This window comes from Thioalkalivibrio sp. ALMg9, assembly GCF_000380625.1.
Classification (GTDB): Bacteria; Pseudomonadota; Gammaproteobacteria; order Ectothiorhodospirales; family Ectothiorhodospiraceae; genus Thioalkalivibrio; species Thioalkalivibrio versutus.
The window spans coordinates 160,734-187,661 of sequence record NZ_AQYC01000008.1 but is presented as its reverse complement, the minus strand read 5'-3'; the positions used below and the strand labels follow the sequence as shown (position 1 = coordinate 187,661).

Genomic DNA, 26,928 nt, shown 5'->3' with positions numbered 1-26,928 from the left:
TCGCATGGCCCGTTCGCAGGGCCGCGGCGGCGACACGTCCGGATCCGCACGCTGCGGCCTGAACGGTTATAGGAGTCAGGGTTTGGACATCATCAGGCGCCTGCGGGTCCTGGGAAACCCGTTGCACCGGGAAGACTCAGACGCTCGACGGGCTTTCGCGGCCTGGCATCGCCAGGTGCGGATCCCGCAGGCCCGCTACGTCGCGTTCCTGACGGCCCTGCTGTATTTTCTGTACGCCGTCCTCGAGCAATCGGTGGCCACCGACCTGCACACCTCGAGGCTTGTGGCCCATGCCCTGCTGGTGCCGGGATTGCTGCTGGCGGTCGGGCTGATGAGTTTCGATCAGCGCCTGCAGCCGCTGATGTGGGTGCTGCTGACCCTGGCACCAGTGGTAGCGAACGCGGCCAACCTGCATCTGAACGTTGGTTCGGCGCAGTTTCTGATATTCGCCCCCGAGATCTATCTCAGCATCATGTGGACGTTTGCGATCTCCGGACTGGCCCTGCGCCAGGCCGTGATTGCCGCAACCGCCATCATCGCGCTGGTAATCGCCGCCACCTTCCGCCAGCCGCTGGAGGCGGATCTGCTGCAGCTGCACCTGATGTGGGCCCTGGCCGCGTTCTCCTTCGGCTGCTTGAGCGCCTTCATCCTCGAGAAGGCCCACAAGCACACCTTCCTGCAACAACAGCAGCTGGCCCGTGCCGCCCGGATCGACGAACTGACCTCCTTGTGGAACCGTGCGCATATCGAGCGCCTGTTCGACGATGAACGCGCACGGGCCGAGCGCTACGGTGAACCGTTCGCGGTCATCCTGATCGACATCGATCACTTCAAGTCCGTGAATGACACCTGGGGACACAGCACCGGCGATGGGGTGCTTCGCCAGTTCGCCGGCCTGCTGCGGCAGAACCTGCGCAAGGTGGATGCCATCGGTCGGATCGGGGGCGAGGAGTTCTTCGTGCTGCTACCGCAGACGCGCGGCGAACAGGCGCTCGTCGCTGCCCGTGAGCTGCAGGCGCGAATCACCGCCTTCGACTTCGAGACGGTGGGGCGGCTGACCGCGAGCTTCGGTGTCACCGAATACCGCCCCGGCGAGGACCGGGTCGACACCTTCAATCGTGCCGACCAGGCCCTGTACGCCGCCAAGAAGAACGGCCGTAGCCGGATCGAGGTGCGCTAGGGAGACGCTGATTAATTCGCACGTCCGCGTTGGTGCCCCATTTTTTCCGAGACAAGGCGCGGTGCGCAGCGCCGTAGTCACTCTACGGTCAAGCGCCGCAACGCAGGATCGGGAAAAATGGGGCGCCAACCCCTTGAGGGCTCGGCCGCCCGTTGTTGACGAAAATGGGCCCGCTGACCGCGTTGCGGCTTGCTTATGTAGCTCGGCTACACTTCGCTCACCGCGCCTTGTCAGCGGGCAAAATCGATCGAGCGCGGACGTGCGAATTAATCAGCGTCTCCCTAGCGTCTCTAGCGTCTCTCCCGGTCGATCTACACCTCGCGGTAGAGGCGCGCACCCTTCTCGACGAACTCGACCGCCTTCTCCTGCATCCCCTTCTTCAGGGCCTCGTCTGCGGAGACGCCCTGGGCCGCGGCGTAGTCGCGCACATCCTGGGTGATCTTCATGGAGCAGAAGTTGGGGCCGCACATGGAGCAGAAGTGGGCGACCTTGTGCGCGTCCTTGGGCAGGGTCTCGTCGTGGAATTCGCGCGCGCGTTCCGGGTCCAGCGCCAGGTTGAACTGGTCCTCCCAGCGGAACTCGAAGCGCGCCTTGGACAGCGCGTTGTCCTGCAGCTGCGCGCCGGGGAAGCCCTTGGCGAGATCGGCCGCGTGGGCGGCGATCTTGTAGGTGATGATGCCGTCGCGCACGTCCTGCTTGTTGGGCAGGCCCAGATGCTCCTTCGGCGTCACGTAGCAGAGCATCGCGGTGCCATACCAGCCGATGTTGGCCGCGCCGATGCCGGAGGTGATGTGGTCATAGGCCGGGGCGATATCGGTCACCAGCGGGCCGAGGGTGTAGAACGGCGCCTCGAAGCAGTCTTCCAGCTCCTTGTCGACGTTCTCCTTCACCTTCTGCAGCGGGACGTGACCGGGGCCCTCGATCATCACCTGCACGTCGTGCGCCCAGGCCTTCTGCGTCAGCTCGCCCAGGGTCTCCAGCTCGCCGAACTGCGCGGCGTCGTTGGCGTCGGCCAGGCAGCCGGGGCGCAGCCCGTCACCGAGGGAGAACGAGACGTCGAACGCCTTCATGATCTCGCAGATCTCGTCGAAACGGGTGTAGAGGAAGTTCTCCTCGTGATGCGCCAGGCACCACTTGGCCATGATCGAGCCGCCGCGCGAGACGATGCCGGTCACCCGATCGGCGGTCAGCGGCACGTACTGCAGGCGCACGCCGGCGTGGATGGTGAAGTAGTCCACGCCCTGTTCGGCCTGCTCGATCAGGGTGTCGCGGAACAGCTCCCAGGTCAGGTCCTCGGGCTTGCCGTCGACCTTCTCCAGCGCCTGGTAGATCGGCACCGTGCCGATCGGCACCGGCGAGTTGCGCAGGATCCACTCACGGGTCTCGTGGATGTTCTTGCCGGTGGACAGGTCCATCAGGGTGTCGCCGCCCCAGCGTGCGGACCATACGAGCTTCTCGACCTCCTCCTCGATCGAGGAGGAGACCGCCGAGTTGCCGATGTTGGTGTTGACCTTCACGCGGAAGTTGCGGCCGATGATCATCGGCTCCAGCTCCGGGTGGTTGATGTTGGCCGGAATGATCGCGCGGCCACGGGCGATTTCGTCACGCACGAACTCGGGCGTGATCGCCTCGGGGATGGATGCCCCGAAGGACTCGCCGGCGTGCTGGCGCAGCAGCTTCTTGTAGCGCGGGTCGGCGCGCAGCTCCTGCAGGCGGTTGTTCTCGCGGATGGCGACGAACTCCATCTCCGGGGTGACAACCCCCTGGCGGGCGTAGTGCATCTGCGAGACGTTCGCCCCGGACTTCGCCCGGCGCGGCGGGCGGATGTGCTCGAAGCGCAGGCTGGCCAGTTCCGGGTCGGCGGCGCGGACGCGGCCGTATTCGGAACTGGGGCCATCCTGCCATTCGGTGTCGCCGCGCTCGTCAATCCAGCCGCCGCGCAGATCCGTCAGGCCATGGCGCAGATCGATGGTCGCGTCCGGATCCGTGTACGGGCCCGAGGTGTCGTAGACCGGGATCGGCGGGTTCTCTTCCGGGGTGCCGGAGGTCAGCGTGGGGCTTTGTGCGACCTGGCGGAACGGCACGCGGATATCCGGGCGCGAACCCTGCACGAAGACCTTCTCGGAATTGGGAAACGGGCGCGTGACGTCGGCGGAGACCTGGGCGGTCTTGCGGGCGAAGGACTCGGGGATGGCGCTCATACAGTGACCTCTGCGGTGCGGGCATGGCAGCAGAGGGAACGGAACGGGCCGGACAGACTGCGAACGGAGCGCGCGCGGACTGGATCGAGCACCGAGCTTCCCTCCGCCAGCGTTAACTGGTTCAGGTTCAAGGGGACTCTCTCAGCTCGCATCGATCGCGGGCACCCCCAGCTCTGACGGATGAGTGTACCGCACCGAGGGCGTCGGCGGGACCAACAAGACCGCGCGCGCTCCGGTGTTTTGCGTTAGATTAACGCTTTGTGACAACCTTCGCGCCGCCATGTCCCCCAAGAACTTCGTCTTCGAGCTGTTTGGCCGTTCCCCGGTACGCCCGCTACAGGCGCACATGGAGAAGGTGCGCGCCTGCATCGCCGAGCTCCCGCCGTTCATGGAGGCCATGGCCCGCGACGACTGGGAGACCGCGCGGGTACAGCAGAAGAAGATTTCGAAGCTGGAACGCGAGGCGGACCGCCTGAAGAAAGACCTGCGCCTGCACCTGCCCAAGGGCATGATGCTGGCCATGTCGCGCCGCGACGTGCTCGACACCCTGCTGATCCAGGACCGCATCGCCAACATGGCGAAAGACATCGCCGGGCTGATGCTGGGCCGCCAGATGCAATTCCCCGACAACATGGGCGAGTCGCTGAAGCGCTTCCTCGACCGCAGCGTGGATGCCGTCGACCAGGCCGGCCGGGCCATCAACGAGCTGGACGAACTGGTGGAGGCAGGCTTCCGCGGCCACGAGGTCGAGGTCGTCAACGGCATCCTCACTGAGCTGGACCAGATCGAGCACGAGTCCGACGAGGCCCAGCGCGAGGTGCGCGAGATCCTGTTCGCGCAGGAGGCCGAACTACCGCCGGTCAACGTGATGTTCATGTATCGCGTGATCGACTCCATCGGCGAGCTGGCCGACCTGGCCCAGCGTGTAGGCAGCCGCCTGCAGCTGATGCTCGCCAAGTAACCACCGGCACCCAGGCACAGGCACCGAGGACGGCATGGAATACAGCACCCTGTTGCTCGGCCTTGCAGTGATCTTCGGCCTGTTCATGGCCTGGGGCATCGGCGCCAACGACGTTGCCAATGCCATGGGCACCTCGGTGGGCTCACGCGCGCTGACGATTCGCCAGGCGGTGTTTGTAGCCGCGATCTTCGTCTTCTCCGGGGCCTGGCTGGCCGGCGGCGAGGTCACCCAGACCATTCGCAGCGGGATGGTCGACTCCAGCCTGATGGCCGACAACCCCGAATTGCTCGTTTACGGGATGCTGGCGGCCCTGGCAGCCGCCGGGACCTGGCTGATGGTCGCCTCCTATTTTGGCTGGCCGGTCTCCACGACCCACTCCATCATTGGCGCCATCGTCGGCTTTGCCGTGGTCGGCCTCGGCTTCGAGGTGGTTCGCTGGGAACGTGTCGGCACCATCGCGATGTCCTGGGTGGTCTCGCCGCTCGTCGGCGGGATGATCGCCTTTGCCCTGTTCCGCAGTGTGCAGATCCTGATCCTCGATACCGTCGATCCGCTGAAGAACGCCAAGCGCTGGGCGCCGCTCTATATCTTCCTCACGGCCTTTGTCACGGCACTGGTGACGATGTTCAAGGGCCTGACCCACGTCGGCCTGGACCTCACGCCCGTGCAGGCCTATGGCTTCGCGATCCTGATCAGCGCCATCGTGGTCGTGCTCGGGATGATGGCAATCCGCCGCCTGCGCTTTGACGATCCCACCGGCGTGGGCGAGGAAGGCTCCCATTTCGCCAATGTCGAGAAGGTGTTCGGCATCCAGATGGTGGTGACCGGGTGCGCGATGGCCTTTGCCCTGGGCTCCAACGACGTCGCCAATGCCGTCGGCCCGCTGGCTGCCGTCGTGGACGTGATCCAGACCGGCGATGTGAGCACCGAGACCGTCGTGCCCATGTGGGTGCTGCTGCTGGGTGGGGTCGGGATCGTGTTCGGCCTGTTCACCTACGGCCACAAGGTGATCGCGACCGTGGGCACCGGGATCACCCAGCTCACCCCCAGCCGCGGCTATGCCGCCACCGCCGCGGCGGCGGCCACCGTGGTCCTGGCCTCCGGCACCGGCCTGCCGATCTCCACTACCCATACCCTAGTGGGCGCGATCCTCGGCGTGGGCCTGGCGCGCGGGATTGCCGCGATCAATCTGGGGCTGGTGCGCATGATCTTCCTGTCCTGGATCGTGACCCTGCCGGCCGGCGCGATCCTCGCGGTGGTCTACTTCTACATCCTGCGCGGTATCCTCGGATAAGTTGGCCTCGGTCTCCGGACGTTCCAGTCCGGGGTCCGGCCTGCACGCCCTCTCAGGACGAACAGCTTAGCTGGATCCCGCTCGCCCACTCCGGCGGCAGGTCCGCATAGGCCTCGTATTCCGGCTGCTCGGCGAACGGACGCGCCAGGATCTGCTGCAGACGCAGCACCTCGGATGCATCCCCTGCCTCGGCTTGCTCGATCGCGGCCTGGGCCAGATGGTTGCGCAGGATGTACTTGGGATTGACGGCATTCATCGCCGCGCGCCGCTCTTCAGGGGGCAGCCCCTCCCCCGCGAGCCGCGCCTGATAGCGCGACCACCAGGCCTGCCATGCGGCCCCATCCTCCAGTTCCGATTCCAGTTGCGCCCGGATCTCCGGCTGCTCCAGGTCCGGCAGCTGGCGGAAGAATCGGGTGTAATCCACGCCCTCGGCCGTCATGCGTGCGAGCAGCTCCTGGATCAACGCCTCGTCGTCCTCCTGCTCCACCTGCAGCCCGAGCTTCGCGCGCATACGCGCCAGCCAGGCCTGCCGGTACTGCGACTGGAAGCCCTGCAGCAGCGCCTTGGCGTGCTCGATCGCCGCCTCGCGAGTGGCGTCGGCGAAATGGATCACCAGGGTCTCGGCCAGGCGGATCAGGTTCCACTGCGCGATCTGCGGCTGCTGGTCGAAGGCATAGCGCCCGCCCTGGTCGGTGTGGTTGCAGATGTAGCCGGGGTCGAAGGCATCCATGAACGCGAACGGCCCGTAGTCGATGGTCAGCCCGGCCAGGCTCATGTTGTCGGTGTTCATCACGCCGTGACAAAACCCGATGGCCTGCCAGTCGGCGACCATCTCCGCGGTGCGGGCGATCACCGCCTCCAGCATCGCGGCGACGGGATCATCGGCCCCCTGGAGTTCCGGGTAGTCATGTGCCAGGGCGTAGGCGATCAACTCCTGCAGGCGGGCGCTGTAGCCGTTGTAGTGGAAGTACTCGAAATGCCCGAAGCGCAGGAAGCTCGGCGCGGCACGCAGCACGATGGCCGCCGGCTCGACACGCTCGCGGTACACCGGCAGGCTGGACCCGAACAGCGCCACCGCACGGGTGGTCGGCACGCCAAGGGCGGCCATTGCCTCGGAGACGAGATACTCGCGCACCGAGGAACGCATGACCGCACGACCGTCCGCGCCGCGCGAGAAGCGCGTCGGACCGGCGCCCTTGACCTGCAACTCCCAGGTCTCGCCCGTTGGCGTGCGAACCTCGCCCAGGAGCTTCGCGCGACCATCGCCCAGTTGCGGCACGAAGACGCCGAACTGGTGTCCCGCGTACACCGAGGCGCGCGGCTCGGCGCCCGCCAGCTCGCTACCGTGAGTGCAGGCCCCGAGCCACGGGTCGCGGCCAAGGGCCGCGGCCTCCAGGCCCAGACGCTCGCACATGGCCGGGCTGCTCGCCAGGCAGGTCGCATCCGGAAACGGGGCGGGAGCCGGGCTCTCGTGAAAGGCCTCCGGCAGACGGGCAAAGTGGTTGATCCACTCCAGTTGGCTCTCGGATGCGGCGGCGTTGACGGGGTCGGGAACCGACATGGGGCATTCTCGGCAGGTTGCGGTGTCAGGGGTTATCATGCGCGTCGCATCGACCCGGGTTCAGGAACCCACGGCGGTCGCGCGTTCATTTTCCGGCCGGATGCCCCACGGCAGCCGGCACCCCAGCATTCCGGAGGCAAGCCCCGTGTCCGAACAAGACAACCCCAAGCCGCAGAACCTGAAGACCAACGAACGCCTGGTCTGGCTCGGCTTCATGCTGTTTTTCGTGGTCGTGCTGGCGATCTACATCGCCCGCGGCAACGGGCTCGAACAGGATCTTTCGGAGGCCAACCGCGACCTGCTGCAGGCGCAGATGCAGCTGCAGCAATACACCCGCCACGAGATCCCGCGTCCGGTGGAACTGGGCCTGACCAATGCCCATCTCCAGGACCTGCAGCGTCGCGGCATGGTGCGCCCGAACGAGCGTCTCGCCGATGACCTGATGCAGCAGACCGGCCTGATCCCGCACGAGGCGCCGGAAGGCGACGCATACGCGTTCCGCCGCGACGGCATCCACGTCCTGAACCACCAGTGGGTCCTGGCGAACTTCGAGGGCGATTCGGCGCACGGCCAGCTACTGCTGGCCTACGAGGTCGTCCACGGCAACGTCCACTGGGAAGTGCTGGAGTCCACGCTGGACCGGATCTGAAGGCGGGCCAGGCGGCACACAGACGCGCCCCGCCCCCGCACAACGGGAACCGCAGCGCGGGGTGAACTCAGCGGTCGGCGCGGGCCAGCGCGGCCAGGTGCTCGCGGGCGGCCGCAGCCTGGCGGCGCACCTGTTCCGGGGCGGTCCCCCCCGTGAGGTTACGCGCGGCGGCCGAGCCCTCGGGCGTCAGCACCGTGAACACGTCCTCGCCCACCGCCGGGCTGATCGCCTGCAGGTCCGCCAGCGGCAGCTCCGCCAGATCCACCCCGCGCTCCTGCGCAATACGCACCGCTCGCCCGACGACCTCGTGGGCATCGCGAAAGGCCACACCGCGCCCGACCAGGTAGTCGGCCAGATCGGTCGCCGTGGCGAAGCCCTTGCGCGTCGCCGCCAGCGTATTCTCCCGCCGCACCTCAAGGTTCGGCACCATGTCGCCGAACGCACGCAGCGAGCCCAGCAGGGTGTCGACGGTGTCGAACAGCGGTTCCTTGTCTTCCTGATTGTCTTTGTTGTACGCCAGCGGCTGGCTCTTCATCAGGGTCAGCAGCGACATCAGGTGGCCGTAGACCCGGCCGGTCTTGCCCCGCACCAGTTCGGGTACGTCCGGATTCTTCTTTTGCGGCATGATCGAGGAGCCGGTGCAGTAGCGATCCGGCAACTCGATGAAGGCGAACTGGGCGCTGGTCCACAGCACCAGCTCCTCGGCCTGACGCGACAGGTGCATCATCAGGGTCGCGGCGGCCGCGGTGAATTCGATGGCGAAATCACGATCGGAGACCGCGTCCAGGGAGTTGCGGGTGACACTCTCGAAACCCAGCAGCTCGGCGGTGTATTCACGATCCAGCGGATACGGCGTACCGGCCAGCGCGGCGGCGCCCAGCGGCAGGATGTTCACCCGGCGCCGCGTATCACGCAGACGCTCGGCATCGCGCTCCAGCATCTCGTACCAGGCCAGCATGTGATGGCCGAAGGTGACCGGCTGGGCGGTTTGCAGATGAGTGAAGCCGGGCATCACGGTATCCGCCTCGCGCTCGGCCAGGGCCACCAGGCCATCCTGATAGCCGCGGATCAGGCGCAGGACATCGTCGATGGCCGCGCGCAGCCACAGGCGGATGTCGGTCGCAATCTGGTCGTTGCGCGAACGCCCGGTATGCAGTTTCTTGCCGACGTCGCCGATGCGTTCGATCAGCCGCGCCTCGATGTTCATGTGCACGTCCTCGCGCCCGACCTGCCAGTCGAACTCGCCGGCGGCGATCTCGTCGCGGATGGCGTCCAGCCCCGCGAGGATCTCCCCGGCCTCGGCCTCTGTCAGCACCCCGACCTTGGCCAGCATGCGCGCATGCGCCTGTGAGCCCTGGATGTCCTCGCGGTACAGGCGGCGGTCGAAATCCACCGACGCGGTGAAGCGCTCGACGAAGGCATCGGTGGGCTCGGAAAAGCGCCCGCCCCACAGCTTGGCCTCGCCGGAGGCGGCGGGCGTGGCGGCTGGCTTGTCGTGCGAGGAATCCTGCGTCATGGTGCATCCTGAAGCGGGTGGGAAAGACACGGAAGTATACGGGCACAGCCGGGGAGTGAACATGGCGCGGTCCCGCGCCCGTTTGCGCACGGCAACAGGGGAGAGTGTTACGCATGGCCCAGGGGGAAACCACCAGGGACACCACCGGGGAGCTCTCGCCGCTGCCCGATTTCTGCAGTGCGGAGACGTTGCTGCGCGTGCTCATGGTGGCCGTGCTGCTGGCACTGGCCGTGGCCCTGTTGCGCGGCGGCGGCCAGGACTGGCTGTCGGCCCTGGCGCTGCACGCGCTGTTCATCTTCTGGGTGGCGCTGACCAGCCTGTTGATCCTGTGCGGGCTCAAGAGATCGCTGCACCGACTGCCGCTGACCGCGCAGATCGTGCTGCCGCCCTTGGTTCCCATCGCCAACACCGCCATCGTCTATCGCCTCGCGGAGGAACTGGTGCTGGCCGACCCGGCGCTGCGCTGGCCGGTGATCGGCGTCGCCACCATCCTCAGCCTGATGGCCATGCACTACCTGTACCTGCAGGCGGCCTGGCAACGCGAAACCCGGGCCGTGGCAGCGGCCCGGGAACAGGCCATGCGCGCCCGCCTGCGCCCGCATTTTCTCTACAACAGCATGAACACCATCGCCGGGCTGTGTCGCAGTGATCCTGCGCGTGCGGAACAGATCACCCTGGATCTGGCGGATCTGTTCCGCGCCACATTCGCCACCGGCGACCGCCACTCGCTGCGTGAGGAGCTGGACCTGGTCCGCGCGTTCCTCGAGATCGAACAGACCCGTTTCGGCGAACGCCTGGTACTCGACTGGGACTGCCCCGACCACCCGGGCCTGGATCTCGATGTGCCCACGCTGATCCTGCAACCGCTGGCGGAGAACGCGATCCAGCACGGGATCGCACCCGCACGCGGCGCAGGGCGCATATGGGTGCGCTGCCGCATGGATTCCGGACGGGTCACGGTGACCATCGGCAACACCGTGGATCCACACGCACGCGGCGAGGGGACCGGCACCGCCACCGATGCGGTACGCCTGCGGCTGCAGCACGCCTTCGGCGGGCAGGTACACTTCGAGGCCGAGGCCGAGGCCGAGCGGTTCGAGGTCCGGATCCGTTTGCCGCTCGCGAACCGGGGGGAAACCACATGAACAACGCTCGACTGGAGTTATTGATTGCCGACGACGAGCCGATTGCCCGTCAACGCCTGACCGCGCTCGCCCAGGAGCTGGGGCATCGGGTGGTGGCGCAAGCTGCGCATGCCGGCGAGGTCGAGATGCAATTGCAGGACCACGCGCCGGATGCCCTGCTGCTGGATATCGACATGCCCGGGGAAAACGGGCTGGAACTCGCGCGGCGTCTGCATGCGGAAGATCCCGCGCTGACGGTAATCCTGGTCACCGCACACGACCGCTTTCCGCTGGAGGCGTTCGAGGCCGGGGTGCGCGACTACGTGCTGAAGCCGGTGCGCCGCGAACGGCTGGAACAGGCGTTGCAGCGTGCGGTGCAGCAAAAACAGGACCGGCCCGAGACCTTCCCGAACGAGGTCCACATCACCGTCGGCCGGCGCGAGGAACGCGTACCGCTGGAACAGGTGGACATCTTCATCGCGGAGGGCGGTTACGTCATGGCGCGCTCGGCACGCCTGGCCGGCTTCGTCGACGCCCGCCTGCGCGAACTGGAGGGCCTGTACGGCCCCGCCCTGTTGCGGGTGCACCGCGGCTGCCTGGCGGTGAAGGCCTCGGTCAAGGGCGTCGAAAGCCTCGGCCAGACCGACCACCGCCTGCTGTTCCACGACGGCCTGGACCCCATCCCCATCAGCCGCCGCCAGCTGCCACGAGTGCGTGATTACCTGCGCAACGGGACCTGAGAGGGCCGCACACCCCTGCGGGATTCGGGGCGCGAAGCATTCGCCGTTATACTAGGCCGTTTGAACGCCCGGCCGCTCGCGCCGTGGCTCGCCCGGACAATCCATGAAGCCTGTACGCATCGCCACCCGAAAGAGCCCGCTTGCCATGTGGCAGGCCGAACACGTCGCCGCCCGTCTGCGCGCCCGTGAGCCGGAGCGCCCGGTTGAACTGGTGGGCATGACCACCCAGGGCGACCGTGTCCTGGACTCCCCGCTGGCGCGGATCGGCGGCAAGGGCCTGTTCGTGAAGGAGCTGGAGATCGCGCTGCTGGAGGACCGCGCCGACATCGCGGTGCACTCGGTGAAGGACGTGCCGATGGAGCTGCCCGAGCAGCTCGAACTGCCGGTGATCCTCGACCGCGAGGATCCACTGGACGCGTTCGTGTCCAACCAATACGCACATGTCGACGAACTGCCGCAGGGGGCCCGGGTTGGCTCCTCCAGCCTGCGCCGGCAGTGCCAGCTGCGCGCGCGGCGACCGGACCTGGAGGTCCGTGACCTGCGCGGCAACGTGAATACCCGCCTGGGCAAGCTGGATGCCGGCGAATACGACGCCATCCTGCTCGCTGCAGCCGGGCTCAAACGCCTCGGGTTCCATGAGCGGATTCGCAGCTGCCTGGAGCCGGACGTCAGCCTGCCGGCGGTTGGTCAGGGTGCCATCGCCATCGAGTGTCGCGCCGGCGATACCGCCATCGGCGCGCTGATCGCACCATTGAACGATACGGATACCGCCGACCGCGTGCGCGCCGAGCGGGCCTTCAACCGTCGCCTGGAAGGCGGCTGCCAGGTCCCACTGGCAGCCCATGCGACCCTGGTCGGGGATCAGCTGCACCTGGACGGCCTGGTCGGCGCAGTGGATGGCAGTCGCCTGTTGCGCCGCCAGGTCGAGGGGCCGCGCAGCGACGCCCAGGCCCTGGGGATCCGCCTGGCGGACATGCTGCTGGAACTCGGGGCAGGCGAACTGCTCGCGGCCGCACATCGGGAACACGGCCAGGACACGAAGGGGTAGACGCATGACCGCATCCGCAGACGACAACACGGTGGTCGACGAGGCCCAAGGCCCGCTCGCCGGCCTTGGCATCCTGGTCACCCGGCCGGCCGCCCAGGCGGAGCCGTTCTGTACCGCCTTGACGGCCGAGGGCGCGAGCGTGATCCGCTTTCCCGTGCTGGAGATCCTGGCCCCCAGTGATCCCACCAACCTGCGCGAGGTCCTGGACCGGCTGGCGGACTTCGATATCGCCGTGTTCATCAGCCCGAACGCCGTCCAGCGCGTGCTCAATCTGGCCCTGGCGGAACATTCATGGCCCACCACCACAAAGATCGCGGCGATCGGCAACCGCACGGCGCAGGAACTGAAGGGCTTCGGGCGCCCGGCGGACATCCTGCCGCCGCGACGCTTCGACAGCGAGGCCCTGCTGGCGCAGGAGGCGATGCAGGACGTGGCCGGCAAGCGCGTGGTGATCTTCCGCGGCGATGGCGGCCGCGAATTGCTGGGCGACACCCTGAAGGCCCGCGGCGCCGAGGTGACCTTTGCCGAGGCCTACCGCCGCGGGCGCCCCGAGGGCGATACCGGCGAGCTGATGTACGCCTTCTCGCGCGGGCAGATCGGCGTGATCACCATCACCAGTGGCGAGGGGCTGCGCAACTTGTACGAGATGGTCGGCAAGCTGGGGCGCATGTGGCTGCGCAAGACCCCGCTGGTGGTCGGCAGCGAACGCATCGCGGAGATCGCGCAGGAGCTGGGCTTCAAGGCCGCCGTCGAGACCGCCGAGGACCCGACCGACGCCGCCATGCTGGCCGCCGTCCACCGCCTGGCGAATCAGCTACGCGCGGATCGCGCCTAGTCATCGACCACGAAGCGCACGAAGGCTCGAAGAAATTCCAGGGCGACTGAACCCACGGAGGACACAGAGTCCACAGAGGAACGCAAAGACCCTCCAGGGCCACGACGAACGGCTATTGATTAGGCGGGGCTGGCCGATGGTCTGAGCCGCCGCGTCCAGAACCTAAGTACCGCCCTGCGCTTTTCTCCGTGTCCTCTGTGGTGCAATCCGCCCTACTTCGTGCGCTTCGCGGTGAACAAACAACGCGGGCGCCGGCGCTGTTACTCGGCCGGGGTGGCCGGTTCGAAGCTGTCGTAGTACAGCTGCTCCGGCGGCAGACCGGCCGCCTGGAAGGCCTCGCGCGCGGCGTGGATCATCGCCGGTGGCCCGGCCATGTAGACATCAAAGCCGGACAGGTCCGGGTACTCCGACAGCACCGCATCGTGAGGCCAGCCGCTGACGGCCGCAAAGCCGGCGGCGGTCTCGGCCGGCGTATCCGACAGCACCGGCGTGAAACGGAACTGTCCGGCGTGCTCGGCGGTCATCTGCTGCAGCCAGTCCGGGGCATAGATGCCATCGGCGCCGCGGGCGCCCCAGAACAGGTGGTGCGGTCGATCCAGTCCCTCGGCGGCCAGATGGTCCAGCATGCCTTTCAACGGACCAAAACCGGTGCCCCCTCCAACGAACAGGCGCGGGCGCGGGGATTCCTCGTCGACGAAAAAGCTGCCCAGCGGCCCCTCGATACGCAGCAGCGCCTTGGGCTTGAGCTCCTCGAACACCATGGTGGAGAAACGCCCGCCCGGCATGTGCCGGACATGCAGGGACAGCTGGGCATCGTCGTGCGGGGCGTTGGCCAGGGAGTAGCTGCGGCGCTCACCCCCCTTGAGCAGGATGTCCAGATACTGCCCGGCGAGAAACTGGAGGCGCTCGGCGGCCGGGAGCTGCAGACGCAGCTCCATCACGTCGTCGGCCAGGCGGTTCAGGGCCGCCACGCGACACGGCAGGGTCTTGACCACGATGTCCCTGGCCGCGCCGATCTCTTTCACCTCGATCTCGAGGTCGTCCACCGGGACCGCCTGGCAGAACAAGGCCATGCCGTCGGCCAGTTCCGCCTCGCTGATGCCCGGTGGCTTGTTCGGCCCGTGATCGACCTCGCCCTGCAGCACCCGCCCCTTGCAGGAGCCACAGGCGCCATTGCGGCAGCCGTAGGGAAAGGCGAAGCCCTGGCGCAGGCCGGCTTCGAGGACGGTCTCGTCGTCTTCGACCTCGAATACATGGCCACTGGGCTGAATGGTGACATCGAACGCCATCGGAAACCCTCGGTCGCGGAAAGGCCGTTATTCTCGCCGCTGCCGCCCCGAACGCAAGCAACCGCAGTCCGACCGGGTCGGCGGCCTCGGCTACGGGTCGTGGCGGGGGTTGGGAGCCAATACCGCAGGCGAGCCCGCCGGATCGGTCGTAACCCGCTGCATCCAGTCGACTAGGCGGGTGGCCGTGGTCTGCCAGTCGGGGGCGTGCAGAATGAGATGCGGCCAGTCGGCGTCGGTCCAGACCTCGGCCTGGCCCTGTGGATGGGCACGGGCGGCCATGTAGACCGACTCGCGCTGGATCGTCCCGTCCTGCTCGCCCCACAGGTACACCACCGGGGCTGTGACGTGGCCGATATGATCCGTAGCGTACTGGGCCAGCCAGACCACGCCGGCATAGGTATCCATGCGCACGCGGCGAATGATGCGCGGATCCGTGGAGAAGCGTTCGACCGCGGCGGGCGCGAGGCTGTCGGAGTAGTCGGGGTCGATGGTCAGCGTGAGCCCGCCGGCGAGGACCTCGCTGGTACGCACGGCGGCATCCCAGAAACCCCGAGCGGGGATCCCGCCACGCAGGCCCGGGGCAATGGCCATAACCCCGGCGACCTCCAGTTCCGGATGAGTGGCGAGGCTCGCTAGCGCGGCGGATCCGCCCATACTCTCGCCCAGCAGGAAAACCGGCCGCCCGGGGTACTCCGCTTGCACCGCGCGGACCATTGTAGCCACGTCGCTGATCAGGGGTTCGGCACCCGGCCAGCGGCCGTGCGGCTCGCTCGTGCCATGGCCGCGCTGATCCAGCGCCTGGACACTGTAGCCGCGATCGGCCAGCCAGGGGCCCAGGGCTTCATAGGCACCGGCGTGATCGCGGAAGCTGTGCAGGGCGATCACCACGGCGACGGGTTCTGCGGCCGACCAGCGGCGGACGCGATCGGGGGCAATCGCTGCGTGCGCAGGGGCTTCCTTCACTGGGGTCCCCGCCGCGCGCACGGTTTCACGCTCCGGGGCGGCCGCACAGGCGGTCAAGGCCAGCAGCAGTACAGCCAGGAGCCCGACCGCGCCCGGGATTCGGCGGCGCGTCACGCCTCATATCCCCAGTTCATCCCAGATCTCGTCCACGCGGCGCTTGACCGCCTCGTCCATGGCGATCGGCCGGCCCCACTCGCGATCGGTCTCGCCCGGCCATTTGGAGGTCGCGTCCATGCCCATCTTCGAGCCCAGTCCGGAGACTGGGGAAGCGAAATCGAGATAGTCGATGGGGGTGTTTTCCACCAGGGTGGTGTCGCGGGCCGGGTCCATGCGGGTGGTGATGGCCCAGATCACGTCTTTCCAGTCGCGGGTATCCACGTCGTCGTCGACCACGATCACGAACTTGGTATACATGAACTGACGCAGGAAGGACCACACCCCCATCATCACGCGCTTGGCGTGCCCCGGATACTGCTTGCGCATGGAGACGACGGCCAGACGGTAGGAACAACCCTCGGGCGGCAGGTAGAAGTCCACGATCTCCGGGAACTGCTTCTGCAGGATGGGAATGAACACCTCGTTCAGGGCCACCCCGAGCACGGCGGGCTCGTCCGGCGGGCGCCCGGTGTAGGTGGAATGGTAGATCGGCTGATCGCGATGGGTGATGCGGTCGATGGTGAAGACCGGGAAGTCGTCCACCTCGTTGTAGTAACCCGTGTGGTCCCCGAACGGGCCTTCCGGCGCAGTATCCCCCGGGTGGATGTGCCCCTCGAGCACGAACTCGGCGGAGGCCGGGACCTCCAGGTCGGAACCGATGCAGCGGGTGACCTCGGTTCGACTGCCACGCAGCAGCCCGGCGAAGGCATATTCGGACAGGGTGTCCGGCACCGGGGTCACTGCGCCGAGGATGGTGGCCGGATCGGCACCCAGGGCGACCGCGATGGGAAACGGCTCGCCGGGGTGGGCCTGGCACCAGTCGCGAAAATCGAGGGCCCCGCCGCGATGGGACAGCCAGCGCATGATCACGCGATTGCGCCCAATCACCTGCTGGCGATAGATCCCGAGGTTCTGACGCGACTTCTCCGGGCCACGGGTGACCACCAGGCCCCAGGTAATCAGGGGGCCGGCGTCTTCCGGCCAGCAGGTCTGGACCGGGAGTTGGTCGAGATCAACCGCATCGCCTTCTATTACATGGCGCTGACAGGGCGCCCCGCGGATCTTCTTGGGCGCCATGTCCAGCACCTTGCGAAAGATCGGCAGCTGTTCCCAGGCCGCCTTGAGCCCCTTGGGCGGATCCGGCTGCTTCAGGAAGGCAAGCAGGCGCCCGACCTCGCGCAGGGCTTCGACAGAGTCCTCGCCCATGCCCATGGCCACCCGCTCCGGAGTACCAAACAGGTTGGCGAGCACCGGGATGTCGGAGCCGGTAGGGTTTTCGAACAACAGGGCCGGGCCGCCGGCGCGCAGGACGCGGTCGGCGATCTCGGTCATCTCCAGGTTCGGGTCCACCTCGCGGGTGATGCGGCGCAGCTCGCCGCGCTGTTCGAGGCCATCAATGAAATCGCGCAGATCCTTGTACTTCACGGGGTCTCCCTCGGGAATGGCCGGTTGGTGCGACCCGGGCCAGGGTTAGGCGGAGAATTCCGCCCAGACCGGGGCATGGTCGGACGGACGCTCCCAGGCACGCGGTTCGCGGTCGATGCCCGCGGCCTGCAGACGGGCCTGCAAGGGAGCGCTGGCGAGGACCAGGTCGATGCGCAGACCCCGATTGCGACGGAAGGACGCAGCTCGATAATCGAACCAGGAATACTCCTCCGCGGGCTGCTCGAAGGCGCGGAAGGTATCCGTGAGGCCGAGATCGGTAAGCGCGGCCAGGGCCTCGCGTTCCGGCGTGGAGCAAAGGATGCGCTCGTGCCAGGCCTCGGGGTCGTGCACGTCGCGATCATCCGGGGCGATGTTGAAGTCACCGAGGACCACGAGATTCGGGTGCTGCGCAATCTCGTCGGCCAGCCAGGCGTGCAGCCGCGCCAGCCAGTCCAGCTTGTAGGCGTATTTCTCGGTACCGACGTTCTCGCCGTTCACTACATACAGGTTGACCACGCGAACCTCGCCGATGGTGGCGGCGAGGATACGGCGCTGGGCGTCCTCGAGCCCGGCCGGGTCGGTGACCACGTCGGTGGCCTCGGTGCGGGAGATGATGGCCACGCCGTTGTAGGTCTTCTGCCCGGAGAACACGACCTGATAGCCCGCATCACGGATGGCCGCGGCCGGAAAGTTCTCGTCGGTCAGCTTGGTCTCCTGCAGGGCCAGGACGTCGGTCCGCGAGCTCCCCAGCCAATCGAGGACCTGCGGCAGACGCACCTTGAGCGAATTGACGTTCCAGCTGGCGATCTTCACGCGGCTTTCTCCTCCAGGCCGCTATGACGCAACAGGGCGTCGATCTGCGGATCGCGCCCGCGGAAGGCACGGAAGGAATCCGCGGCCGGGCGCGAGGCTCCGGCCTCGAGAATCTCGCGCAGGTAGGCCGCCCCCACTTCGGACGAAAACAGACCTTCCTCTTCGAAGCGCCCGAATGCGTCAGCCGACAGGACCTCGGCCCACTTGTAGCTGTAGTACCCCGCGGCATAGCCGCCAGCGAAGATGTGGCCGAAGCCGTGGGCGAAGCGATTGAACGCCGGCGGATGGACCACCGCGATCTCCTGACGCACGGTCTCCAGGAGCCGCTGGATGTCCGCGGCCTGCGCAGGGGCGGGCCCGGCATGCAAGCGCATGTCGAAGAGGGAGAACTCGACCTGGCGCAATAGCTGTAACGCCGCGTGGAAATGGCGCGTCCCCTGCAGGCGCTGGAACAGGTCCTCGGGCATCGCCTCGCCGGTCTCGTGGTGGCGCGCGAACAGATCCAGCGCCTCGCGTTCCCAGCACCAGTTCTCCATGAACTGGCTGGGCAGTTCGACCGCATCCCATTCCACGCCGTTGATGCCGGCGATGTCGGGTTCGTCCACCCGGGTCAGCATGTGATGCAGGCCGTGACCGAACTCATGGAACAGCGTAATCACTTCGTCATGAGTGAAAAGGGCCGCCTTGCCGTCCACCGGCGGGGTGGAGTTGCAGGTCATGTAGGCGACCGGCAGCTGGGCGCGGTCCTCGGAGATGAAACGGTTGCGGCAGACATCCATCCAGGCGCCGCCGCGCTTGTTCTTGCGGGCGTAGAGATCGAAGTAAAAGCCAGCGCGTTCGGTGCCATTCGCGTCAAAGATGCGATAAAACCGGACGTCGTCGTGCCAGGTCTCGATGCTGTCGTCGGGCTCGAAGCGGACCTGGAACAGACGCTGGACCAGGCCGAACAAGCCGCTGACCGCGCGGTCAGCGGGGAAGTAGGGCTTCAACATCTCCTGGCTGAGACCCAGGCGCCGCTCGCGCATCTTCTCGGCCGCGAAGGCCATGTCCCAGGCCTCCAGGGTTCCGAGGTCGAGCTCGTCGCGGGCAAAGGCGCGCAACTCGTCCAGGTCGCGCTGGGCCTGGGGGCGCGCGCGGTGCGCCAGATCCTGGAGGAAGCCTTCGACCTGCTCGGCGCTATCGGCCATCTTGGTCGCGAGCGAGCGCTCGGCGTAGTGGCGAAAGCCCGTTAGATGCGCCTTCTCCTCCCGCAACTGGAGGATCTCGACCATGATCTCGCTGTTGTCGTGATTGCCGGCGCCGGGCCCGAGGTCAGACGCACGCGTCGTGAAGGCCTCGTAGACACGGTAACGCAGGTCGCGATCCTCGGCGTGGGTCATGACTGCGAGGTAACTGGGGATATCCAGGGTCACGACAAAGCCCGTCTGGTCGTGATCGCGAGCGTTCTGCGCGAGCATGGCCCGATCGGACTCGGAGATGCCGGCGAGCGCGGCCGCATCATCGGTCTGCCAGGTCCAGGCCTGAGTGGCGTCCAGCACGTTCTCTTCGAAACGTGCAGTCAGCTCCGAAAGGCGGGCGTTGATGGCGCGCAGGCGTTCGCGCTCGGCCTCGGGGAGATCGACGCCGCTCAGATGGAAATCACGCAGCATGTCATCCAGCACCTTGCGCCGCTGGGGCGAAAGCTGCGCGTACTCTTCACTGTCTGCCAGGCGACGGACCGCCCGGTACAGGCCCTGATGCTGCGAGACCCAACTGCCGTAATCCGACAACAGGGGAAGGCTGGCGTTGTATGCCTCGCGAATCTCGGGACCGTTCATGACCGCATTGAGGTGACCCACCGGAGACCAGACGGCATCCAGGCGCGTGTCCAGCGCCTGCAACGGCTGGATCAGCGTAGCCCAGGTTGGTTGATCCCCGGCGGCCGCGACCAGCCGATCAATCTCCGCGCGATTCTCCACCAGGACGGTTTCCACCGCGGGCAGGACATGTTGGGGCTCGATGGCACGAAAGGCGGGCAGCCGGTCGGTCTGCAGCAAGGGGTTGGACACGGTATCTCCAGGGGTCGGGCCAGCAGTGGATTATGCCATTCGGACAGAAAGCCCGGCAGGGTGTTCCCGGCAACGGGGTCGTCGGGGCGAAGCTTACGGGCTCGGCGGGCGAACGGGGTGAAAGACGGCATGGCCAGCGAGGCGGGCGAGGAGTCCGTAGGCCCACTGGCAGCGCAGCCCGGCATAGGCATCCACAGCAGCATTGTAGCGGCCGAGGGCCTCCGTAATTGCTTGGTCCAGTGCCGCTACGCGAGGGGGCAGTCGATCGGGCGAAACCGACAAATTGTTATATTTATCAAGGATTTGTGTTCGTATATGGTCCCATTCGGCGCGGATGGCGCGTTCGCCCCGGGCCAGACCAGGAAGATCACCGCAGCGTCGCGCTCGCTCCTGTTCCTGGACCAGCTGTTGGAGCGCCCGCAGGTCCAGGGGCGGATCAGCCCGGGTCGCGGAACAAGCCCGCTCCAGCAGGCCATTGCGCTGGGTGAGCAGGGTATCGAGTCGATCCCAGGCCGCGACGACGCGGCGTTCATGGACCGCAAGATGGGTGTACAGGCGAAACGCGACCAGCGCCAGAATCACCAGGACCAGGAGTGCGGCCAGGACCTGCATGGTGCCGGCGGGATTCGTCGTACCGTGGCAGCGAGTACGTCAGATATCGACGTTCTCGGCACTGAGGGCTCGCGACTCGATAAATTCGCGACGCGGCTCGACCTGATCGCCCATCAGGGTGGTGAAGATTTCGTCGGCACGGATGGCATCTTCGACCCGGACCTGGAGCAGGCGGCGGGATTCGGGGTTCATCGTGGTGTCCCAAAGCTGGTCGGGATTCATCTCGCCTAGGCCCTTGTAGCGCTGGGTTGCCAGCCCGCGGCGCCCCTCCTGCAGGAGCCATTCCATGGCTTCGGAAAAGCCCTCGATCACGTGGACGCGTTCCCCGCGCTTCATGTACGCACCTTCGTCGAGAAGGGCGTTAAGACGGGCGGACAGGTCGAGTACTGCCTGAAAATCACGCGATGCCAGGGTGTCATCGGTGATGTACTGCGACAGGGCGGCGCCGTGTTCGATGCGGTCCAGGCTCAGCTGTGCCGTGCCTTCATGCTGGGTCACCGGCCCCAGGCTGTAGCGGGTTGCACCCGCCTTGTCGCTGGATAGATTCTCCAGGATGCGGGCAAACCACGCCTGAACCGCAGCGTTAGTCACGCTTCGGGGCTCGGGGATCGCATCAGCCTCGAGCATCGCCCAAAGGATGCGCGAGTCGTACATCCGGCCCAGGCGCTGCACGGCGCGCGCGGCCTTTTGATAGCCCTTCACCAGGTCCTCGAAGGCCTCGCCGGTAATCGGAGGTGCATCCGGGCTGGGATAGAGCGCGGCGCCGTCCAGTGCGAGGGAGATCACGATCTCGCCCATTTCGGCCTCGTCGCGCACGTACTGCTCGCGCTTGCCACGCTTGATCTTGTACAGCGGCGGCTGCGCGATATATACGTGGCCGCGCTCGATCAGTTCCGGCATCTGGCGGAAGAAGAAGGTCAGAAGCAGGGTACGGATATGGGAGCCGTCCACGTCCGCGTCAGTCATGATGATAATGCGGTGATAACGCAGCTTGTCCGGATCGTACTCTTCCTTGCCAATACCGCAGCCCAGCGCCGTGATGAGCGTGCCCACCTCGGCTGAACCCAGCATACGGTCAAAGCGCGCGCGCTCGACATTCAGGATCTTGCCCTTGAGCGGCAGGATCGCCTGGAAATGGCGGTCACGACCCTGCTTGGCCGAACCGCCGGCGGAGTCACCCTCGACCAGGTAGAGCTCGGACTGAGCCGGGTCCTTCTCCTGACAGTCGGCCAGCTTGCCCGGCAGACCGGCAATATCCAGCGCTCCCTTGCGGCGGGTGACCTCACGCGCCTTGCGGGCGGCCTCGCGCGCTCGCGCGGCATCCAGCACCTTCTCGGTGATGGCCTTGGCTTCCTGCGGGTGTTCCAGCAGGAAATTGTTGAGGGCGTCCGACAGCACGCTTTCAACGATCGGCTTGACCTCGGAGGAAACCAGCTTGTCCTTGGTCTGCGACGAGAACTTGGGGTCCGGCACCTTGACCGAGAGCACGGCCGTGAGGCCTTCGCGCATGTCGTCGCCCGCCGTGGCGACCTTGGCCTTCTTGATCAGGCCCTCGTTCTCCAGGTACTGATTGATCGTGCGCGTCAGCGCGGCGCGAAAGCCCGCCATGTGCGAGCCACCGTCGCGCTGCGGAATGTTGTTGGTGTAGCAGAAGATGTTCTCCTGGTAGGAGTCATTCCACTGCAGGGCGATTTCGACTGCGTAGTCCTCGCGCATCTGGTCGGCGTAGACGACCGTGGGATGCAGCGCGGTTTTCTTCTGGTTCAGGTGTTCGACGAAGGCACGGATACCGCCTTCGAAGACAAAGGTCTCCTCGCGGTTATCCCGGTGGTCGCGCAGCGTGATGCGCACGCCCGAGTTGAGGAACGACAGCTCCCGCAGGCGCTTGGCGAGGATCTCGTAGTGAAAATTGATGTCGGTGAAGATGGTCGGGCTGGGGCGAAACCAGATCTTCGTTCCGTTGCGCTCCGTGGTGCCGGTCACCGCCAGCGGCGCATCCGGGACGCCGAGGTGATAGATCTGTTCGTGGCGCTGACCATCCCGGTGGATCTCCAGGCGGAGCTCTTCCGACAGGGCATTCACCACCGAGACACCCACGCCGTGCAGGCCGCCGGAGACCTTGTAGGAGTTGTTGTCGAACTTCCCGCCTGCATGCAGGACAGTGAGGATGACCTCTGCGGCCGACATACCCTCTTCTTCGTGGATATCCACGGGAATGCCGCGACCGTTGTCCGTGACGGAGACCGCATTGTCCTCGTGGATCGTGACCTCAATACTGTCGCAGTGACCTGCCAGCGCCTCGTCGATCGAGTTATCGACCACCTCGAAGACCATGTGGTGCAGGCCTGTGCCGTCATCGGTGTCACCGATGTACATGCCCGGTCGCTTGCGAACGGCATCCAGGCCCTTGAGGACGCGGATCTGAGAGGAATCGTAGACGGAGGGATCTTGGGCTTCAGTTTCGGACATTCGGGTCAGTCATCCGGCCAGTTGCAGACACGCCAGTATAGCGCAAAGGCGGGGGGCACCGGTGAGGTCACGTACGGGGGTCCAGGAGGGCGACGAGACCCAAGGCCCGGGCGCATCAGGCTGGGGGTTCGGGGGTTACGCGACCATGTTTCACGTGGAACAATTGCCCTGCGGTATCCCCTGCCAGCCCAGGGATATCATCCCCCACAGCGGTCACCAGGATCTGCCAGCCCGACGCACACAACCCGGACATCAACCCCTCCACTGCCTCGCGATCCAGCTCCGACACTACATCGTCCAGCAACATCACCGGCGCCCGCCCGGTCTCGGCCTCCAGCATCCATGCCTGCCCGCCCACGAGAGACGTAACCAGTCGCTTTTGCTCGCCCCGGGAGGCCTCGGCGGCGAGACGACCCGATAGCCGCAAATCAATGTCGGCCCGCTGCGGCCCCGCCTGCGCGAAGCCCCGTTCTTCGTCGCCCTCCCGACTACGCTCCAGCGCCTCGCTCAGGCTCCTTTCCCGATCCCAGCCCATCCGCGGATTCAAGTTCAAATCGGCTAACCGCTCGCCGAATCCGAACTGCCGGGCGGCCTCCTTGGTCGCCGCCTGCCAGGATTCTACGTAACGACGGCGCGCGTCACTGATCGCCTCGCCGAATTCCAGCCAGGGTCGCTCAAACTCGCGAGCCCCCGCGCGGTCCCCCGCGCGCAAGGCGGCATTACGTTGGTCATGGGCCCGCTTCCAGCGCTGCCACTGGCCCCGGTACCCCGGGATTGCATGGAAGCAGCCCCAGTCCAACAAGCGCCTGCGTTCTTCCGGTCCACCCGTCAACAATTCGAAGGAGCCCGCATGCAGCGTTCGCGCCGGCAACCACTCGGCGACCGCCGCATGGCCTTCCATCCAGCGGCCATCGAGCCGCGACCGGCGCGCACCATCCCAGCTAATCCCCAGCCGATGGGAGCCCCCAGCCGGATCCTTCACCACTGCCCCAATCCACAACCCTTCGGCTCCGCTCCGCCCAACACGACGTAATTGCTGAGTACGGAACGAGCGCCCAGCCGCGAGGATATGCACTGCTTCGAGAATGGAGGTCTTGCCTGCACCATTCGGCCCGACCAGCCGGTTGATCCCCGGCCCCAACGTCAAGGCCTGTTCCTCAAGGTTGCGGACCCCCTGCCACCACAGCGACTCCAGCACGCAGACCCCGGATCTACAGGCGCATCGGCATCACCACGTAGCGCGCCCCGCCCGGTGGTTCCGCCTGAATCAGGATCGACGAGTTCCCGTCACGCAGCCCGATCCGGACCTGCTCGGTCTCCAGGACATTCAGCACGTCCGCCAGGTACCCGAGGTTGAACCCGATCTCCATCGGCCCCCCGTCGTATTCCGCCTCGACCGACTCCTGGGCCTCTTCACGATCGGCATTGTGGGTCATCACCTGGCAACCGTTCTCCCCCAGGGCCATGCGTACGCCGCGATACTTGTCACTCGCAACAATCGCCACCCGGCCCAACGCCTGTTTCAGAACTTCCCGGTCGACCCGCAACGTGGAGGGCAGATCCGAAGGAATGACCCGTTCGTAGTCCGGGAAGCGCCCCTCGATCACCTTGCTGCGCAGGACCGCTTTGCCCAGTTCGAATACGACCTGGTCTTCCCCGAATCCGATCCGGACCGTCGATTCGTCGTCGGCCAGATTTCGTCGCAACTCCGCCACGGCCTTGCGCGGGACAATGCGTTCAACTCGCCCCTCCACCGGGTGCTCGAGTTCCACCTCGGCCAGCGCCAAGCGATGCCCGTCCGTCGCGACCGCCCGCAGACTGGTCCCGCTGGCTACCAGGAGCAAACCCTGGAGGTAGTAACGCACGTCCTGCTGCGCCATCGAAAACATCGTCGCTTCCAGCAGACGCCGCAGCCGGTTCTGGGGCACATCGAGCACGACCTCCGACCCTCGCGCCTCCCAGTCGGGGAAATCCGCGCCGGGCAGGGTCGCCAGGCTGAAGCGCGAACCGGCGAATCCCACGGTCATGCGTTCGCCTTCCACCCGAGCCCGAATCTCGCTGTCCCCGGGGGCCGCCTTCACGACGTCCAACAGCTTGCGCACCGATACGGTGATATCGCATTCGCCCGGGATGGTGCCTTCCGCACCCGCCTGCCAGGCGAGTTCGAGATCCGTGGTATCCATCCGGATCGCGCCGTTGTCGTCCGGTCGCAGACGCACATTCCCGAGGATCGGCATCGTCAATCGTTTTTCGGCCGCGCCCACAATCCGTTGCAGCGCTTCGGTCATCGTCTCGCGATTGAAAGACAGTTCCATGGCGATGTCCTGTATCTAGTGTTTAGATATTTAAATAGTAGTAATAAGGGGCAGGTCGACCTGTGCAGGAAACCCCGATTTCGTTTTGAATTCAGTTATTTGTCGACACTTTTTGGCTCTCGCGAACCTCTGTGAAGCCTGTTCCCAACCTGTGGACAGTTTCGCGGTCCGCGTTTTCCACCTTTCCATACCGCAGTTGCACCCAGCTTATCCACAGCTTTGCCGACAATTGGACAGCCACTTCAGCTACTGAGAGTCCGCAGAAGATTCGAGTAGTCCTCGTCCAGGCTGGCGTCCGCCTCGCGGAGTTCGGCGACCTTCCGGCAGGCATGGATTACCGTGGTGTGATCGCGACCGCCGAAGGCCTGTCCGATCTCCGGCAGGCTGTGCTGGGTCAGTTCCTTTGCCAGGGCCATCGCGATCTGCCGCGGACGGGCAATCGATCGGCTGCGCCGGCTCGACAGCAGATCGGCCACCTTCACGCGATAGTAGTCCGCGACCGTCTTCTGGATATTCTCCAGTGTAATCAGTTTGTTCTGTACTGCGAGAAGGTCGCGCAGAGCGTCCTTGGCAAACTCGACGGTGATCGGTTTCCCGGTAAAGTGCGCGTTGGCGATCACCCGCCGCAGCGAGCCTTCCAGTTCGCGGATGTTGGAACGGATCCGCTTGCCCATGAAGAATGCGACCTCGGACGGGAGCTCGATCCCCGCCTGCTCCGCCTTGCGCTGGAGGATGGCCACCCGGGTCTCCAGTTCTGGCGGCTCGATCGCGATCGTCAGCCCCCAGCCGAAGCGTGACTTCAGGCGTTCCTCCAGCCCCTCGACCTCTTTCGGGTAGCGATCCGAGGTCAGGATGATCTGCTGCTGGCCCTCCAGCAGCGCGTTGAAGGTGTGGAAGAACTCCTCCTGGGAACGCTCCTTGCCGGCAAAGAACTGAATGTCGTCGATCAGCAGTGCGTCGGCGGAGCGGTAGTGCTGCTTGAACTCGTCGATCGCGTTGTGCTGCAGCGCCTTGATCATGTCCGCCACGAAGCGCTCGGAGTGCAGATAGATGATCCGCCCTTCGGGGTGCCGGGCCAGGATGCTGTGCCCGATGGCATGCATCAAGTGGGTCTTGCCGAGCCCGACCCCGCCATAGATAAACAACGGGTTGTAGGCCACCCCGGGGTTTTCCGCGACCTGGAGGCTGGCTGCGCGCGCGAGCTGGTTCGACTTGCCCTCGACGAAGCTGTCGAAGGTGAAGGCCGGGTTCAGGTTACTCACGGGCCCTTGGGGGCGTGGCGCAGTGCTGGCGCTCTTGTCTGCAGCGCCGCGTTCGTGGCGGGACTCGCGACCACTGGGGGTCGGCGGGACCGGAATCTGCGCACCGCCAATCCCGAGTCGCACGCGGCGCCCGTCCTGCTCGCCCACCGGCTGCAGCTCGCCCACGGTCTGCTCGATCGATTCCAGCAGGTGATCGCGCACGTGCTCGAACACAAACTGGTTCGGCGCGAGCAGTCGCAGCCCGCCTTCGGACTCTTCGGCATGCAGCGGCCGCAGCCAGGTGTTGAGTTGCTGTTCGCTGACCTTCCCCTGCAGGCGATCCAGACAGGCTGTCCACAGGGCATTGGCTGACACGCGTTCGTCTCCGGGGCGACGGGGGAATTGGAAGCCACCGAGTCTACGCCGATGGGGGTACCCGGTGCCAGCGACTTGCCGACCCTCGAGATTGACTTTGCGTCCGGATGGCG

At 66.2% G+C, this 26,928-nt stretch carries 21 protein-coding genes and 1 riboswitch; of the genes, 8 read left to right on the top strand and 13 right to left on the bottom strand.

What is annotated here, in order from left to right:
* Positions 1 to 82 precede the first annotated feature (82 nt).
* The gene (locus F792_RS0106135) at positions 83 to 1,180 is read left to right on the top strand and encodes a diguanylate cyclase (RefSeq protein WP_018168819.1); all 1,098 of its coding nucleotides are present in this window, start codon (positions 83 to 85) and stop codon (positions 1,178 to 1,180) included.
* 311 nt (positions 1,181 to 1,491) lie between these two features.
* Here F792_RS0106135 and thiC read toward each other — a convergent pair whose 3' ends face one another.
* Positions 1,492 to 3,381: a phosphomethylpyrimidine synthase ThiC gene (gene thiC, locus F792_RS0106130; protein ID WP_018168818.1), complete on the bottom strand. Its 1,890-nt coding sequence runs from the start codon at positions 3,379 to 3,381 to the stop codon at positions 1,492 to 1,494.
* A gap of 81 nt (positions 3,382 to 3,462) precedes the next feature.
* A riboswitch (TPP riboswitch) is annotated at positions 3,463 to 3,560 on the bottom strand.
* 101 nt (positions 3,561 to 3,661) lie between these two features.
* Between thiC and F792_RS0106125 the strand changes: the two genes are divergently transcribed.
* Positions 3,662 to 4,342 carry a TIGR00153 family protein gene (locus F792_RS0106125; RefSeq protein ID WP_018168817.1) on the top strand — a complete coding sequence of 227 codons (681 nt, stop codon included), beginning with the start codon at positions 3,662 to 3,664 and terminating at the stop codon, positions 4,340 to 4,342.
* A 34-nt stretch (positions 4,343 to 4,376) separates the two neighbouring features.
* Positions 4,377 to 5,636: an inorganic phosphate transporter gene (locus F792_RS0106120; protein WP_018168816.1), complete on the top strand. Its 1,260-nt coding sequence runs from the start codon at positions 4,377 to 4,379 to the stop codon at positions 5,634 to 5,636.
* 52 nt (positions 5,637 to 5,688) lie between these two features.
* On the opposite strand, the gene F792_RS0106115 is transcribed toward F792_RS0106120, so the two are convergent.
* Positions 5,689 to 7,197 carry a YdiU family protein gene (locus F792_RS0106115; RefSeq protein ID WP_018168815.1) on the bottom strand — a complete coding sequence of 503 codons (1,509 nt, stop codon included), beginning with the start codon at positions 7,195 to 7,197 and terminating at the stop codon, positions 5,689 to 5,691.
* Between the two features lie 145 nt (positions 7,198 to 7,342).
* Here F792_RS0106115 and F792_RS0106110 point away from each other — a divergent pair, with 145 nt between their 5' ends.
* Positions 7,343 to 7,846 carry a hypothetical protein gene (locus F792_RS0106110; RefSeq protein WP_018649594.1) on the top strand — a complete coding sequence of 168 codons (504 nt, stop codon included), beginning with the start codon at positions 7,343 to 7,345 and terminating at the stop codon, positions 7,844 to 7,846.
* 67 nt (positions 7,847 to 7,913) lie between these two features.
* Here the strand turns inward: F792_RS0106110 and argH are convergent, their stop codons facing one another.
* Entirely contained in the window at positions 7,914 to 9,362 is a 1,449-nt protein-coding gene (gene argH / locus F792_RS0106105; RefSeq protein ID WP_018168813.1) for an argininosuccinate lyase, read from the bottom strand.
* A gap of 113 nt (positions 9,363 to 9,475) precedes the next feature.
* Here argH and F792_RS0106100 point away from each other — a divergent pair, with 113 nt between their 5' ends.
* From F792_RS0106100 to F792_RS0106085, 4 genes are all read left to right on the top strand, one after another.
* The gene (locus F792_RS0106100) at positions 9,476 to 10,507 is read left to right on the top strand and encodes a sensor histidine kinase (protein ID WP_018168812.1); all 1,032 of its coding nucleotides are present in this window, start codon (positions 9,476 to 9,478) and stop codon (positions 10,505 to 10,507) included.
* Positions 10,504 to 11,226, top strand: coding sequence for a LytTR family DNA-binding domain-containing protein (locus tag F792_RS0106095; RefSeq protein ID WP_018168811.1), 723 nt, complete (start codon positions 10,504 to 10,506; stop codon positions 11,224 to 11,226). Before F792_RS0106100 ends, F792_RS0106095 begins: the two co-directional genes overlap by 4 nt.
* 103 nt (positions 11,227 to 11,329) lie before the next feature.
* The gene (gene hemC / locus F792_RS0106090; RefSeq protein ID WP_077276955.1) at positions 11,330 to 12,274 is read left to right on the top strand and encodes a hydroxymethylbilane synthase; all 945 of its coding nucleotides are present in this window, start codon (positions 11,330 to 11,332) and stop codon (positions 12,272 to 12,274) included.
* Positions 12,275 to 12,278: 4 nt separating this feature from the next.
* Positions 12,279 to 13,109 carry a uroporphyrinogen-III synthase gene (locus tag F792_RS0106085; RefSeq protein ID WP_018168809.1) on the top strand — a complete coding sequence of 277 codons (831 nt, stop codon included), beginning with the start codon at positions 12,279 to 12,281 and terminating at the stop codon, positions 13,107 to 13,109.
* Positions 13,110 to 13,369: 260 nt separating this feature from the next.
* Here the strand turns inward: F792_RS0106085 and F792_RS0106080 are convergent, their stop codons facing one another.
* The 10 genes from F792_RS0106080 to dnaA all read right to left on the bottom strand — a co-directional run bounded on the left by F792_RS0106080 (position 13,370) and on the right by dnaA (position 26,815).
* Positions 13,370 to 14,398: a CDP-6-deoxy-delta-3,4-glucoseen reductase gene (locus F792_RS0106080; protein ID WP_018168808.1), complete on the bottom strand. Its 1,029-nt coding sequence runs from the start codon at positions 14,396 to 14,398 to the stop codon at positions 13,370 to 13,372.
* A gap of 90 nt (positions 14,399 to 14,488) precedes the next feature.
* Entirely contained in the window at positions 14,489 to 15,475 is a 987-nt protein-coding gene (locus F792_RS0106075) for an alpha/beta fold hydrolase (protein WP_018168807.1), read from the bottom strand.
* Positions 15,476 to 15,478: 3 nt separating this feature from the next.
* Positions 15,479 to 16,942, bottom strand: a complete 1,464-nt coding sequence (gene ubiD, locus F792_RS0106070; protein ID WP_018168806.1) for a 4-hydroxy-3-polyprenylbenzoate decarboxylase — start codon at positions 16,940 to 16,942, stop codon at positions 15,479 to 15,481.
* Between the two features lie 45 nt (positions 16,943 to 16,987).
* Entirely contained in the window at positions 16,988 to 17,755 is a 768-nt protein-coding gene (xth, locus tag F792_RS0106065; protein ID WP_018168805.1) for an exodeoxyribonuclease III, read from the bottom strand.
* Positions 17,752 to 19,803 (bottom strand): M3 family metallopeptidase, encoded by a 2,052-nt coding sequence (locus tag F792_RS0106060; protein WP_018168804.1) that lies wholly within the window; start codon positions 19,801 to 19,803, stop codon positions 17,752 to 17,754. The genes xth and F792_RS0106060 overlap by 4 nt, the downstream gene beginning before the upstream one ends.
* A gap of 93 nt (positions 19,804 to 19,896) precedes the next feature.
* Complete coding sequence (locus tag F792_RS0106055; protein ID WP_018168803.1) at positions 19,897 to 20,415, bottom strand: hypothetical protein; 519 nt, start codon at positions 20,413 to 20,415, stop codon at positions 19,897 to 19,899.
* Positions 20,416 to 20,454: 39 nt separating this feature from the next.
* Positions 20,455 to 22,884 carry a DNA topoisomerase (ATP-hydrolyzing) subunit B gene (gene gyrB / locus F792_RS0106050; protein ID WP_018168802.1) on the bottom strand — a complete coding sequence of 810 codons (2,430 nt, stop codon included), beginning with the start codon at positions 22,882 to 22,884 and terminating at the stop codon, positions 20,455 to 20,457.
* A gap of 115 nt (positions 22,885 to 22,999) precedes the next feature.
* Positions 23,000 to 24,082, bottom strand: a complete 1,083-nt coding sequence (locus F792_RS0106045; RefSeq protein ID WP_051080698.1) for a DNA replication/repair protein RecF — start codon at positions 24,080 to 24,082, stop codon at positions 23,000 to 23,002.
* A 13-nt stretch (positions 24,083 to 24,095) separates the two neighbouring features.
* Entirely contained in the window at positions 24,096 to 25,199 is a 1,104-nt protein-coding gene (gene dnaN, locus F792_RS0106040; RefSeq protein WP_018168800.1) for a DNA polymerase III subunit beta, read from the bottom strand.
* A 242-nt stretch (positions 25,200 to 25,441) separates the two neighbouring features.
* Complete coding sequence (dnaA, locus tag F792_RS0106035) at positions 25,442 to 26,815, bottom strand: chromosomal replication initiator protein DnaA (RefSeq protein WP_018168799.1); 1,374 nt, start codon at positions 26,813 to 26,815, stop codon at positions 25,442 to 25,444.
* Between the last annotated feature and the right edge of the window lie 113 nt (positions 26,816 to 26,928).

Coding starts and splice junctions, on each gene's coding strand:
- gyrB (WP_018168802.1), bottom strand. CDS start 22,884: ATGTCCGAAACTGAAGCCCAAGATCCCTCCGTCTACGATTCCTCTCAG.
- F792_RS0106055 (WP_018168803.1), bottom strand. CDS start 20,415: ATGCAGGTCCTGGCCGCACTCCTGGTCCTGGTGATTCTGGCGCTGGTC.
- F792_RS0106120 (WP_018168816.1), top strand. CDS start 4,377: ATGGAATACAGCACCCTGTTGCTCGGCCTTGCAGTGATCTTCGGCCTG.
- F792_RS0106095 (WP_018168811.1), top strand. CDS start 10,504: ATGAACAACGCTCGACTGGAGTTATTGATTGCCGACGACGAGCCGATT.
- thiC (WP_018168818.1), bottom strand. CDS start 3,381: ATGAGCGCCATCCCCGAGTCCTTCGCCCGCAAGACCGCCCAGGTCTCC.
- hemC (WP_077276955.1), top strand. CDS start 11,330: ATGAAGCCTGTACGCATCGCCACCCGAAAGAGCCCGCTTGCCATGTGG.
- F792_RS0106100 (WP_018168812.1), top strand. CDS start 9,476: ATGGCCCAGGGGGAAACCACCAGGGACACCACCGGGGAGCTCTCGCCG.
- argH (WP_018168813.1), bottom strand. CDS start 9,362: ATGACGCAGGATTCCTCGCACGACAAGCCAGCCGCCACGCCCGCCGCC.
- F792_RS0106125 (WP_018168817.1), top strand. CDS start 3,662: ATGTCCCCCAAGAACTTCGTCTTCGAGCTGTTTGGCCGTTCCCCGGTA.
- F792_RS0106085 (WP_018168809.1), top strand. CDS start 12,279: ATGACCGCATCCGCAGACGACAACACGGTGGTCGACGAGGCCCAAGGC.
- dnaN (WP_018168800.1), bottom strand. CDS start 25,199: ATGGAACTGTCTTTCAATCGCGAGACGATGACCGAAGCGCTGCAACGG.
- F792_RS0106115 (WP_018168815.1), bottom strand. CDS start 7,197: ATGTCGGTTCCCGACCCCGTCAACGCCGCCGCATCCGAGAGCCAACTG.
- F792_RS0106080 (WP_018168808.1), bottom strand. CDS start 14,398: ATGGCGTTCGATGTCACCATTCAGCCCAGTGGCCATGTATTCGAGGTC.